The 13,740-nt window shown below is 34.4% G+C and carries 11 protein-coding genes; 5 read left to right on the forward strand and 6 right to left on the reverse strand.

Translation table 11 applies throughout. The annotated features are described in order from the left end of the window. Window positions 1-17 precede the first annotated feature (17 nt). Both V7P73_RS02805 and V7P73_RS02810 read left to right on the forward strand, forming a co-directional pair. On the forward strand, window positions 18-644 hold the full coding sequence (locus V7P73_RS02805) for a 50S ribosomal protein L25/general stress protein Ctc (RefSeq protein ID WP_333851299.1): 627 nt from the start codon (window positions 18-20) through the stop codon (window positions 642-644). A gap of 116 nt (window positions 645-760) precedes the next feature. Further along, on the forward strand, window positions 761-2,278 hold the full coding sequence (locus V7P73_RS02810; RefSeq protein ID WP_333851300.1) for a GH3 auxin-responsive promoter family protein: 1,518 nt from the start codon (window positions 761-763) through the stop codon (window positions 2,276-2,278). 1 nt (window position 2,279) lies between these two features. Here V7P73_RS02810 and V7P73_RS02815 read toward each other — a convergent pair whose 3' ends face one another. From V7P73_RS02815 to bamD, 5 genes are all read right to left on the reverse strand, one after another. Beyond that, complete coding sequence (locus V7P73_RS02815) at window positions 2,280-3,929, reverse strand: DNA repair protein RecN (protein ID WP_333851302.1); 1,650 nt, start codon at window positions 3,927-3,929, stop codon at window positions 2,280-2,282. Between the two features lie 37 nt (window positions 3,930-3,966). Continuing rightward, complete coding sequence (porD, locus tag V7P73_RS02820) at window positions 3,967-4,872, reverse strand: type IX secretion system protein PorD (RefSeq protein ID WP_333851303.1); 906 nt, start codon at window positions 4,870-4,872, stop codon at window positions 3,967-3,969. Between the two features lie 92 nt (window positions 4,873-4,964). Continuing rightward, a complete protein-coding gene (coaBC, locus tag V7P73_RS02825) occupies window positions 4,965-6,158 on the reverse strand; it encodes a bifunctional phosphopantothenoylcysteine decarboxylase/phosphopantothenate--cysteine ligase CoaBC (protein ID WP_333851305.1) in 1,194 nt (397 codons plus the stop codon). A 104-nt stretch (window positions 6,159-6,262) separates the two neighbouring features. Beyond that, complete coding sequence (locus V7P73_RS02830; RefSeq protein ID WP_248875547.1) at window positions 6,263-6,586, reverse strand: DNA-directed RNA polymerase subunit omega; 324 nt, start codon at window positions 6,584-6,586, stop codon at window positions 6,263-6,265. Between the two features lie 38 nt (window positions 6,587-6,624). Further along, a complete protein-coding gene (bamD, locus tag V7P73_RS02835) occupies window positions 6,625-7,617 on the reverse strand; it encodes an outer membrane protein assembly factor BamD (RefSeq protein WP_333851309.1) in 993 nt (330 codons plus the stop codon). A 195-nt stretch (window positions 7,618-7,812) separates the two neighbouring features. Between bamD and V7P73_RS02840 the strand changes: the two genes are divergently transcribed. From V7P73_RS02840 to V7P73_RS02850, 3 genes are all read left to right on the forward strand, one after another. Further along, window positions 7,813-8,805, forward strand: coding sequence for a hypothetical protein (locus tag V7P73_RS02840; protein WP_333851311.1), 993 nt, complete (start codon window positions 7,813-7,815; stop codon window positions 8,803-8,805). Window positions 8,806-8,876: 71 nt separating this feature from the next. Continuing rightward, the gene (gene lepA / locus V7P73_RS02845; RefSeq protein WP_333851313.1) at window positions 8,877-10,673 is read left to right on the forward strand and encodes a translation elongation factor 4; all 1,797 of its coding nucleotides are present in this window, start codon (window positions 8,877-8,879) and stop codon (window positions 10,671-10,673) included. 87 nt (window positions 10,674-10,760) lie between these two features. After that, complete coding sequence (locus tag V7P73_RS02850; protein WP_333851315.1) at window positions 10,761-12,473, forward strand: M14 family zinc carboxypeptidase; 1,713 nt, start codon at window positions 10,761-10,763, stop codon at window positions 12,471-12,473. A 213-nt stretch (window positions 12,474-12,686) separates the two neighbouring features. Here V7P73_RS02850 and V7P73_RS02855 read toward each other — a convergent pair whose 3' ends face one another. Continuing rightward, window positions 12,687-13,655, reverse strand: a complete 969-nt coding sequence (locus V7P73_RS02855) for a hypothetical protein (protein ID WP_333851316.1) — start codon at window positions 13,653-13,655, stop codon at window positions 12,687-12,689. Window positions 13,656-13,740 lie beyond the last annotated feature (85 nt).

Below are 13,740 nucleotides of genomic sequence, written 5' to 3' on the forward strand. Positions count from 1 at the left end.
AAATAATTTTATACAAAATGAAATCTATTACAATTCAAGGTACAAAAAGAGAAAGCGTGGGCAAAAAGTCTACTAAAGCTTTACGTGATGCTGAATTAGTTCCTTGTGTTGTTTACGGAGGCGGCGAGCCATTGAACTTCTCTGCAGAAGAGAAAGCGTTCAAAGGTTTGGTTTATACTCCTGAAGCACACACGGTATCTATTGAGGTTGACGGACAGGTAATCCCTGCAGTTCTTCAAGATATTCAGTTCCACCCGCTTACAGACAAAATTATTCACGCAGACTTCTACAGATTATCTGATGACAAACCAGTAATTATGGAAGTTCCTGTAAGAATCACAGGACGTTCTAAAGGTGTTGTTGCCGGAGGTGTTCTTAGACAAACTTTCAGAAAACTAAAAGTAAAAGCTATCCCAGCTAATTTGCCAGACGAGATCGTTGTGGATATTACTGCTCTTAAGATTGGAAACAAATTCTATGTAGAAAGTCTTAAAAATGACAAATATTCTTTCATGCATCCAGACAACGCTGTAGTAGTTGCTGTTAAGATGTCTAGAAATGCTAGCAAAAATGCGGCTGCAGGACAAGATGATGACGAAGAAGAAGTAGTAGCAGATGCAGCTCCAGAAGCTTCTGCAGAGTAATAATTAGATTTAATTATTAAAATATAAAAGCCAAAGCCGTAGAATTTTTTTACGGCTTTTTTGTTTTCTTCAAACAAAATATTTTCCATTCTCAAAATTTATTATATTTGTGAAGGATGGCAACGAAAGCACTTTTTAATTCAGTAGTCAATTGGTTTATTCTTCAACGGATGGATCAGATTGAACATTTTATAAAGTATCCGGTGGAGACACAGGAAGGTCTTTTGTTTTCCCAGCTTTTCCATGCAGAAGAGACAGAATATGGGCAGAAGTATGGCTTCAGTACCATTGCCAACTATAAAGATTTTCAGAAAAAAGTCCCAATTGTTTGTTATGAGGATTTCGAACCATATATAGAAAGGGCAAGGCAAGGACACAAAGATGTTTTCTGGCCAGGAGTGATAAAGCAGTTTGCCAAATCTTCCGGTACAACCAATGCCAAAAGCAAATACATCCCGATTACAACAGAGAGCCTTGAGGATTGCCATTATAAGGCTGGGAAAGATATGGTGGCGCTTTATGTGAACAATCATCCGGAAAGTGAGCTCTTCCAACACAAAAATCTTAGATTGGGAGGAAGTGCAGAAATCTATCAGGATTTCAATACGAAATTTGGAGATCTGTCTGCGATTCTAATTGAAAATCTTCCTTTCTGGGTAGAAATTATCAACACTCCAAGTAAGAAGATTTCATTGATGTCCGAATGGGAAAGTAAGATGAAAGCTATCATTGGCGAAGTGAAGAATGAAGATGTTGGAAGTTTGACGGGGGTTCCAAGTTGGATGATGGTGCTTCTACAAAGAACATTGCAGGAAACAGGTAAAAATAACATCGGAGAACTTTGGCCTAATTTGGAGGTATTCTTCCACGGTGGAATTAGCTTTAAGCCTTATAAAAATCAATACAAAGATATTATCGGTAAAGATATCCGATATTATGAGATTTATAATGCTTCAGAAGGATTTTTTGGGATACAAGATCAAGCTGGAAGCGATGAGATGCTACTGATGTTGGATTACGGAATCTTCTACGAGTTCATCCCAATGGACGAATATTATTCTGGAAGTAGAAACGCCATCCCAATTTCTGAAGTGGAAATCAATAAAAACTACGCAGTTGTCATCACTACAAATGGTGGGCTTTGGCGTTATCTGATTGGCGATACTGTCAAATTCACATCCATCAAACCTTATCGAATCAAAGTTTCTGGTAGGACCAAACATTATATCAACGCTTTTGGAGAGGAATTGATGATTGATAATGTGGAAACGGCTCTCAAAATAGCTTGTGAGAACCTAAATGCAAGTATTTCTGATTACACAGGAGCACCGGTTTTTATGACTAATAATAGCAAAGGCTGCCACGAATGGATCTTCGAATTTACCAAACAACCAAGCTGTATTGATGAATTTACAGAAGTCTTTGACAAAACACTCAAAACTTTGAATTCCGATTACGAAGCGAAACGTTACAATGATATTACGCTGAGAAAGCCAATCATTCATTCTGCAAAACCCAATCTGTTTTATGAATGGATGGCAAGTCGCGGAAAATTAGGCGGACAAAACAAAGTTCCAAGATTGAGTAACGATAGAGAATATATCGATCCTTTATTGGAGCTGAATCAACAATAAATTATCCAATTAATTCTTTAGCCTGAGAAATAGCTGCTTCGGTAATTTTGGAACCAGAAATCAGCTGTGCAATTTCATTCAATTTTTCATCTTCTGAAAGCTTGACAATCGTAGTCTTTGTAACCGTATTTTCATCAAATTTCACCACTTTGTAATTCTGATTTCCTTTTGCAGCAACTTGCGCAAGATGCGTGATAACGATGAGTTGCAAGTCTTGTGACATTTCCTTCATCAGTTTCCCCATTTCTTCAGCAATTCTTCCGGAAACTCCAGTGTCGATTTCGTCAAGTATTAAAGTTGGAAGCGCATTGTTTTCTGCCATTATTTTTTTGATGGCAAGCATTACTCTTGAACGTTCTCCACCGGAAACTGCACCTTGAATAGGCTTTAATGGAAAACCTGAATTCGCCTGAAACAAAATCTGAATATTATTTTTCCCGTGAAGATTGTAAGTGGCAGAATCAGATAAATCAATCTTTAAAATGGCTTTTTCCAAACCTAATTGAGCGAAGATTTCTTTGGCTTTATGTTCTAAACTGCCAGAAAATTTAATTCGGTTTTCAGAGAGTTTTTTGCTCAGAGAAGCTAATTGAATATCGATATGTTTAAGTTGATTTTCTTTTTCTTCAATTTTAATTTCAATTGTTTCTAGCGAACTTTGACTAGAAGACAATTCATCTTTAATCTCTAATAATCCTTCAACAGTATGAACTTGATGTTTCAAAAATAATGCATTGATTTTATTAACAGATGTCAGCAATTGCTGAAGCAAAGCCGGATTAATTTCAAGATTTTCGGCCTTGGATTCTACTTCGGAATTGATATCTTTTAGTTCCAGATAGGAAGCTTCCAAACGTTGGCTGATTTCTTCATATTCAGAAGATAATTCAGACAATTTCTGCATCTTATTTTTAACATCAAACAAACTGGTTAAAATCCCAAAATCTTCCTGATTTAACTTGGAAAGACCTTGAGAAAGTTGTTCACTGATTTGTTCCGCATTTTCCTGAGTATTGAGTTGCTTTTGCAAGTCCTCAAAATCAATATTTTCGAGTTGAGCTTCTTCTAATTCAGCCAACAAAAAGTTCTTATAATCAGATTCTTTATTATTCTCAGCCAGTGCAGATTTCAGTTGTTCAATTTCTCGTTTTATATTTTGATAACTGAAATATTGACTTTGATAATCAGTTAACAGCGTATTATTTTTTGCCAATCCATCCAGAATTCCGAATTGGAATTGCTCGGTAAAAAGATTGGAAGTTTCAAATTGAGAATGGATGTCAATCAGTTTCGATGACAATTCTTTCAGAATATCCAGGGTTACAGGAACATCATTGATGAAAGCACGCGATTTTCCATTTGGCAGAATCTCTCTTCTGATGATGGATTGCTCTTCATAATCCAAATCATTTTCTTCAAAAAAATCTTTGAAGTTTTCAGTGATTCGGAACTCGGTTTCTACAATACTTTTAGCATCAGATTTAGCAAAAGATTTCACATCAGCTCTTTCGCCCATAATCAGTCGAAGGGCGCCGAGAATAATAGATTTTCCAGCTCCAGTTTCTCCGGTGATGACTTGTAATCCGTTTTTTAAATCGATGTCTAACTGATCGATTAAAGCAAAGTTTTGAATAAAAATTCTAGAAAGCATAATGAATTAACAATTAATAATTAGCTATTAAAAATTATTATTTCCACTTATCCCATTTGGTATCAATGTCTTTCGGAGAGAACGTGCTCATCATCGTTTTCAGTTCACTGATATTCACAGAAGTATTAGGTCCGTTGTTGAAAATATTGAAAATCTCTGTGCTTTTTGTTTCCAAGAAAACACTGAACGGGTAGTTCATCTGGAAATTATTCTCATAGAACTTCAATTGCATCAAAGATTCTGCAATGATTTTTTTTGCTGGATTTTGATCTTGTTTTGCCAAATTATCCAATCCCGATCTGTGATAGCTGTAATAAACCGTTCTAAGCGTAGATGTATTTTCGTTTTGAAGTCCGGAAATTAATGAGCCTCTGTTTCTTTGACTTTCTATTGCGTTCCATCCGTCATAGTTTTGATTTTGAGAGTTTTGCGCAATTTTGAAAGCCTTATCAAACCAAGGTTGCCCGCCTTTCAATTGAAAACTGTCGCCATCATAACCAAGAATTACATAAATATAAAAACTGATAACATCGATGAGGTTTTTCCCTGAAAATTGTCTTTCATTGAAGACAAGATTCTCATTTTCATTATACTCGAAAGTGAAATTAGTATCATTAATGTTCATCAAAGGTGTTTCATATTGAGAATTGAAAACAGGTCTGGTTGCCTGAACCACTATTGAACCTTTGAAGCTGTTGTTGGAAGGGCGTTCTGAAATAACAATTGCAAAGTTACACTTCACTTTTTCGAAGTTCTGAAGTTTTTTCCCTGTCCAGCTTGTATTATTGATGAAGTCACGCAATGACTTTTCCAAAGTTCTGAAAACCTGCGTATTACTCCCTGCGATTTGTTGGTTGTTGATTTGTACCGTTGCCAAAAGCTCTTGCGAATAAGCAGTTTGAGCGAAAAATAAAGCACAAATTATATAAAGTAGTTTTTTCATTCTCATAAATAGGTTTGTAAAAATAAGCAATCTTTGTCAAAGAAAATAATCTGAAACAAGGATAAAATAATAACGAAAAACTCTGGACTTTCTTACAATTTCTGTTCAATAAAATTCAGGATGTCTTTGGCAACATCTTCTTTGGTTTTTAAGGAAAAAGCTTGCTCTTCGGTGGGCGTGAAAAATTTGACTTTGTTTGTTGCATTGGCAAAACCTGCGCCTTCATCCCGAAGAGAATTAAGGACAATCAAATCCAGATTTTTCTTGACTAATTTTCCTTTTGCATTTTCTTCTTCATTCTGAGTTTCCAATGCAAAACCAACTAAAAATTGATTCTTTTTTTGTTCGCCCATTGTTCTGAGAATGTCTTTGTTTTTAACCAATTCTATCGTTAATTCGTTGTCGTTTTTCTTGATTTTTTCTGTCGCTTTAACTTTCGGCGTGTAATCTGCAACTGCGGCACTCATAATTGCCACGTCTGTATTTTCGTAATATTTGAAAACTTCATCAAACATTTCCTGAGCAGAGGTGACTTTGTGAAGCGTGATATTTTTATCAACCACTTTCTGAGAAGAAGGTCCGGAAATTAGAATGACTTCTGCGCCTCTTTTCGCAGCTTCTTTTGCCAGATCAAATCCCATTTTTCCGGAAGAATGATTGCCGATAAATCTCACAGGGTCAATGTTTTCGTAAGTGGGGCCAGCTGTAATCAAGAATCTTTTTCCAGTTAAGTTTTTCTCGGAGTCAGAAAATTGATTTTCGACAAATTTGAAAATGGTTTCAGGTTCTGCTAATCGCCCTTGTCCAACAAGTCCGCTCGCCAATTCTCCAAATTCTGCTGGAATAATTTGATGACCAAAACTTTCCACAGTTTGAAGATTTTTCGTTACCGTTGGATGCGCATACATGTCCAAATCCATAGCGGGCGCTACAACAGCAGGACATTTTGCAGACATATACACTGCCATCAGAAAATTGTCACAAAGTCCATTGGTGATTTTTGCTAAAGTATTAGCCGTGCAAGGTGCAATTAAAATCAAATCTGCCCAAAGTGCCAACTCAACGTGGTTGTTCCAAGTTTTGTTGTCATCATAAAAATCGTTGTAAACTTTATTTTTTGAGAGCGTAGAAAAAGTCAACGGTGAAACGAAATCTTCTGCAGACTTAGTCATAATAACTTTGACTTCTGCGCCAGCTTTTACAAAATCCCGAACGAGATAATTCATTTTGTAAGCAGCAATTCCGCCGGTAATTCCAAGAATCAGTTTTTTGCCTTGCAAGCTCATTTTTACTTTGATTTTTATTAACGAAAGTATTAATAATTTTATTAACAAAAAAACCGTCTCGCATAATTAATACGAGACGGTTTTGATATCTTTAATCTATTAGATTATTTCTTTTCTTCAGTTTTTCTGAAATAGATTTCATCATCCAACCATTCTTTCAAAGCGATAGAAGTTGGTTTTGGAAGTTTTTCGTAATGTTTAGAGATTTCGATTTGTTCTCTGTTTTCAAAAACTTCTTCCAAAGTAGAGTTGTGAACAGCAAACTCATCCAATTTTCCATGTAGTTCAGAACGGATCTCAGCATTGATTTGCTCTGCTCTTTTACCCATGATTACGATAGCCTCATAGATGCTACCTACTTTTTCTTCGATTTTATCTTTGTCGTAAGTAATTGTACTTACTTCAGCTTTTGTATCTTTAATACTCATTTGGACTGGAAATATTTTTGAGAATGCAAATATAGTAATTATCTTTTAAACTTAAAAGTAGCTTGAGGCTCAGACGAATTGATCTTCGCACTGTCTCTTCTCGTCTGCTCTGCAGCTTTCTGCATTTCTAGCTGGTTTTTCTCCTGTGCCAGATCTTTTTTCTCGTTTTCTTTAGCTTCAGCATCTTTTACCTTAGCTTCATATTCTGCTTTTCTTTTCTCTACTTCTACTTGAACTTTGGCGAATTTTACTTTTTCGTCTTCCAATTTTGCGTAAAGATCATCAGCTGTTTTAGAATATTCTGAGTTAGGAAACTCTGTGCTCACTCTTTTAGCAAAAGCAGCCGCCGTGTCTAATCTTTCTTTTTTCAAATCATAAATGGAGTTGATAGCTAATTCATATTTAGATTTTAAAGAAAGATCATAAATTTTTGATTTCAATTTTGTAGCTGGAAAATCTTCCAAAACATTCTCAAATGCTACAGTAGCCGCTTTGTATTCTCCCATTTTGAAATACTGCTTCGCATTTTCAAAAGCTTTGAATTCCAGTTTGTAAGCTAATTCATCAATCAATTGGTTGATATTTTTAGAACGCTCAGAATCCGGATAATCATTAATGAAACCTTGTAATTCTGTGATGGCAGATTCTGTATTACTTTGATCCAAATTATACTGCAAAGATCCTTCATAATAACAAAGAGCTGATAGATAAGCTGCTTCTTCTTTTCTAGAATCCTGAGGGAAACTAATAGCAAAATTTTTGAATTGATTAGCCGCTAATCTGTAATTTTTGTCATAATAATTGGCATACGCGGAGTTGAAAACCACGTTTGGAGCATCATCTGTTCCAGCCACAAGATTTGGCAATCTGTCATATAAAGCCAAGGCATCTGCCCACTTTTTCTTCGCAAATTTTTCGTTTGCAACTTTTAAGATAAAATCTTTGTCGGCACTCTTCATCGCCTGATCCATTTCAGTTTTGCAAGACAGCAAAAACATAGATAATACTACTAAACTGATATATTTCTTCATAATTCCGCACAGAATAATTCTGCTTACTTGATTCTAATTAATTTGCAAAAATAAAACTTTTTTCATCATTCTCTTTTTTTTATGAAACATTAACGTTTATAATACTTTGCTTATTTGATTCATAAAATTAATTTTATATAATATAGATTGTAGTAAACACTAATAATTTACTTTTGCAAAAAAAAATTAATTAAAATGAAAATCAAATATTTTCTTCTATTATTTCCAGTCTTATTTTTTTCTCAGAAAACAGTAACAATAAAGCTGAACGAATCTATCAGAGATAATACAAAGACTGTTAAATCTTTATCTGTTATTGACAACCGAGAAGATAAAGAAGTGGGCACAATTACTCATAAAAAAGAAACATACCGTTTTGAATTTCCAGATAATGATGCAAAGAAAAGTATAGATAATTGGTTTGTTTCTTCTAATAAAAATGCTGTTGGGACTATTGATATTGTCATCTTTTTAGAAAATCTTAAAATTTTCAGTGATGAGGAGCAAGGTGCTGCAGTTCCAAAAGTGGAAGTGATGATTAGTTCATTCATCTCAAAAGATGGAGGATTTTACTATTTAGATAGAATTAATAAAGTTGTTAACATCAGTCCAAATCTACCGAAATCTCCTTTTGGATTGTCTCTTACTGTTTCAAATCTATTGCACGAGTTTATTAAAAATTCTTACACAACCAAACCTTCAGATTTGAAAATTAATGAAAATGAGCTTCCACAATATGCTGACATAATTACTAAAGAATTACCTCTTTTTAAAAGTAATCAAATCAAGGATGGGGTTTATCCAGATTATAAATCTTTTTTTGACGGAAAACCGTTAGAAGGTTATGAGTTGATTAAAAATTCCAAAGGTGAAGTATTAAGAGCTAAGAAAGGTGATGAAAAAATTCCTGCACACAAAATGTTTGCTTATGTAGAAAATGGAAAGATGTATCATCATATATTTAGTGGGTTTTTAGAAATGTTTAAAGATGATAAAGGATTTTATGTTTTTACGAATTATGGTACACTTTTCCCAGTTCAAATGGATTCAACATACGGAATGTTTGGGCTTGTAGGTGGTATTGCGGGAGCTATAGATGCTAATGCAAAAAATAAGAAACTACAGAAAGAAGAAAAGTATAATATTTATATTGACCCACTTACAGGCGATTACATTTTTAAAAAGTAAATTTCATAAAAAATATTTTTAAGAGACTTTTCGGTCTCTTTTTTTATCTTTGCAAATTACAAGAATTATAAATGAAGAATATCAGGAATTTCTGCATCATTGCGCATATCGACCACGGTAAGAGTACATTGGCAGATCGTCTTTTAGAATATACAAACACTGTTAGTCAAAGGGAATTGCAATCGCAAACCTTAGACGATATGGATCTTGAGAAAGAACGTGGAATCACGATCAAATCTCACGCGATTCAAATGGATTACGAATATAAAGGAGAAAAATTTGTTCTTAATCTAATTGATACACCAGGACACGTTGACTTCTCTTACGAAGTTTCCCGTTCTATCGCTGCTTGCGAAGGAGCGCTTTTGATTGTTGATGCTGCTCAAAGTATTCAGGCGCAGACGATTAGTAATTTGTATTTGGCTTTGGAAAATGATTTAACAATTATTCCAATTCTGAATAAAATTGACCTTCCTTCTGCAAACCCAGAAGAAGTGACTGACGAGATTATGAATCTTATCGGTTGCGAATATGAAGATGTTTTGAGAGTGTCTGGTAAAACAGGCGAAGGTGTTCATCATTTATTGGAACAAATTGTTGAAAGAATTCCGGCGCCGGTTGGTGATCCAGATGCGCCGCTTCAAGCTTTGATTTTTGACTCTGTTTATAATCCGTTTAGAGGGATTGAAGCTTATTTCAAAGTTGTTAACGGAAGCATTACTAAAAACGAGAAAATCAAATTTTTCGCTACAGGTAAAGAATATGGTGCTGATGAAGTTGGTACTTTGAAATTGAAACAAGTTCCAAAGAAAACTGTGGAATGTGGCGATGTAGGTTATTTGGTTTCAGGTATCAAAGATGCTCGTGAAGTAAAAGTTGGAGATACAATCACATCTTTTAACAAGCCTGCAGCAGCGCCGATTGAAGGTTTTGAAGAAGTAAAACCAATGGTTTTTGCGGGGATTTATCCAATTGACTCTGAGGATTTTGAAGAATTAAGATTCTCTCTTGAAAAATTAAGACTGAATGACGCTTCTTTGGTTTTCGAACCGGAAAGTTCTGCAGCACTTGGTTTTGGTTTTCGATGCGGATTCTTAGGAATGTTGCATATGGAAATTGTTCAGGAACGTTTGGACAGAGAATTCAATATGAATGTGATTACGACAGTTCCAAACGTATCTTATTTTGGATATTCTAAAAAAGAACCAGAAGTTCCAATCTTAATCAACAACCCATCGGAAATGATGGATCCGTCCATAATGGATCGAGTGGAAGAGCCTTTTATCAAAGCTTCTATCATTACAAAATCAGATTTTGTGGGTTCCGTAATGACACTTTGTATCGAGAAACGTGGCGAAATTGTTAATCAAAGTTATTTAACTTCCGAAAGAGTTGAATTAATTTTCAATATGCCTTTGGCTGAGGTTGTTTTCGATTTCTATGACAGATTGAAGTCTATTTCTAAGGGTTATGCATCATTCGATTATCATCCAATTGGATTTAGAGCTTCGAAGTTAGTGAAAATGGATATTTTGATCAACGGCGATATGGTAGATGCCTTATCTTCTTTGATTCACGATTCTAATGCTTATCACATCGGTAAAAAAATGTGTGAAAAACTTCGTGAATTGATTCCTAGACAACAATTTGATATTGCGGTTCAAGCAGCTCTTGGAACAAAAGTTATTGCGAGAGAAACCATCAAAGCTTTGAGAAAAGACGTTACCGCAAAATGTTACGGTGGAGATATTTCCAGAAAACGTAAACTTTTGGAGAAACAAAAAGAAGGTAAGAAAAAGATGAAACAGATTGGTAGAGTTGAGGTTCCACAGTCAGCGTTTATGGCTGTTTTGAAGTTGAATGACTAATTATCTTTATTCATTTTAAAAATATAATCCACAGGAAATTCTGTGGATTTTTGTTTTATTAAATCTCGAGTTTTCTACATTTGTACTATGAAAAATCTCTCCACCCTATTCATCCTAATTTCGGTTTTCGGCTATTCTCAAATCCAAACACCTTACGAAAAAGGCAACGATAATCAAACTACGACTTTTGATGAAATGCGAAAGTTCTATCAGGAATTATCAAAACAATATCCGTCAATCAGTTACGAAACTAAAGGCGAAGATGACAACGGCGCGCCAATCGATGTTGTGATTTTTAATCCATCAGGAAAAAGTTTCGAAGAAGCGAGAAAAGGAAAGTCTGTTTTGTTTATCAATAATGGCATTCATCCAGGAGAACCAGACGGAATTGATGCAACAATGATGTTGATGAGAGACTTGGCAACCGGAAAAATCAAGGCGCCGAAGAACGTCATCTTCGCTGCGATTGCCAGTTATAATGTGAGCGGAATGCTGAACCGAGGAAGTTTCTCCAGAGCCAATCAAAATGGTCCGGAAGAATATGGTTTTCGTGGCAATGCTAGGAATTTTGATTTGAATAGAGATTTCATCAAGACAGATTCAAAAAATTCCAAAAGTTTCCAGCAGATTTTCGGGTGGCTGAAACCTGATGTTTTTATTGATAATCACGTTAGTAATGGCGCAGATTATCAATACACTTTCACTTATATTTCGACAAATAAGGAAAGATTGGGGAATGTTCTCGGCAATTATTTCAATGACGAAATGCAGAGAACGCTTCTGAAAAATATGGAGAAAAAAGGCGTGATTTCTGTTCCTTATGTCAATATTCACGGCGATGTTCCGGATGGTGGTTTTCCTGCTTTTGTGGATTCTCCGAGATATGCGACAGGCTACACAACGCTCTTCAATTCTATCGGGACGGTTGTGGAAACGCATATGCTGAAACCTTACAAAGACCGTGTGAAAGTCACTTACGATTATATGGTTGACAATCTTAATTATATCGATGAAAATTATAAAACCATTCAGCAAAAAAGAGCTGAAAATCTGAAACAATACAAAGTTGGAAACCGATATGCTTTGGCTTGGAAACTCGATTCTACAAAGTATGAGAACATCGATTTCAAAGGATTTGAAGCCAAATATAAGCCAAGCGATGTTTCCGGAAAAACGAGACTTTGGTACGACAGAAATTCTAAGTTTTCAAAACCTGTCAAATTCTACAATACTTATGTTCCGGCAAAAGAAATCACGATTCCAAAATATTACGTCATTCCACAATCCGAATGGAAAATCATCGATTTGCTGAAACTCAATCAAATCAAAATGATTCCAATCAAACAGGATTCGACGATTGTGGTGGAGCAATACAGAATAAAAGATTTTAAAACCGTTCAGAATCCTTACGAAGGTCATTATCTGCATTACGACACATTTGTGACCAAAGAATCGGGAAAAACCAAATTCAGAACTGGCGATTTTCTGGTTCCATTGGATCAAGACGGTGTGAAATTTCTGTTAGAAACTTTGGAGCCAGAAGCGGTTGATTCCTATTTCAACTGGAATTTCTTTGATGCGATTCTGGGTCAGAAAGAATATTATTCGGCTTATGTTTTCGAAGATACAGCGAGCCAACTTCTGAAAGATAACAAAGCTTTGAAAACCGCTTTCGAATTGGAAAAATCCATTAATCCAAAATTTGCAGAAGACGGACAAGCTCAGTTGGATTGGGTTTATAAGCATTCGGACTATTACGAGAAAACGCATCGTCTTTATCCGGTTTTTAGGATTGATTAAATTTGGGGCAGCTTAATCCGCCTTCCGCTCCCAATCTTTTTTGCAGAAAGTTTCTCATTAAATAGAATTTGAAGCCAAGCAAAAAAGGATTTCCGCTCAAGTCGGACTGCAGATTAAACATAAAACAACAATCAACATAAAAACACTTTTTTGTCATTCCGTAGGAATCTGAACATATTTATTGGAAATGTTTTTGGATTATAAAAAATAAATTCAATGTTTCTTTCTAAATTTCAATAACTCCCAATTATTTGCAGATAATATTGTTAAATAGTTAGTTTTATAATCCAATTTTGAAAAATGTAATTTGTGATTATCCACTAAAAGAATCATCAAAATCATATATGAGATAGAATCGTATAAAATTACCTGTTCAATATTTTTTTCAGTTTTCGAACTTATTATTCCTGTGAGATTATGAACAAGGGATTCCGATAAATCTAATTCGCCAAAATTCTTTAAAGGTATATGACTATTTAACATTAAATTGAAAAAGTTAGAATGTATATGCTTAGAAGCATCATCATAGTATTCATCTCTCATTTTTAAATATTCATCCCACAATTCCTTGTCAATATTATTGTTTGGAAGTTTTTTAATTTCTTGAATAATTTTATTAGATTTTTTCTTGATACTATCAAATTTTATAGTCTGATAATTTTTAGATGGATGATTTATATTGTTTTCCTTTTTGAAAAAATTGTAAAATTCCTCATCTCCAAGAATGCTGATGCAAAGTTCAGTTAATTCAATCGTATTTCTAAATAATACTTTACCTTGATAGTCTTTACCGTTTAAAAATAAATCTTTTAAGGAAATATAATTATTTGATATAACTGTGAAAATCATCCAAAAATGATTAATGACATTATATGAATATTCACTTGTAGAATAATCCTTTTCTGCTTTTTCAGAAATTTGAAAATATTCCCGTAACGATAAAATTAATTGAGTGTTTTTGTTAATTATGAAATCAAAATACTCAACTTCGAAGTCTAAATCTGTTCTCAATTCAGTATTTAATAATTTAACGGAATCTGTAAGTTCCTTGTAGTTGTTCGCGTCCATTTGAAACTGTTCATAAGAATACTTAAATGGATATCTTCCTGAAATAATTTCTTGTTGGATTTTTTCTTTAATAATATCTGATAATTTTTTCATAAACATTATTACTTCTTTCAAATCTACAAAATTTCCATTCACAGCTGACCTTATATGGTTTCACACTTGCCATTCAACAAAAACTTAGTATTTTTGGTAAAATTAT

The sequence above is a fragment of the Epilithonimonas sp. genome (assembly GCF_036780765.1).
Classification (GTDB): Bacteria; Bacteroidota; Bacteroidia; order Flavobacteriales; family Weeksellaceae; genus Epilithonimonas.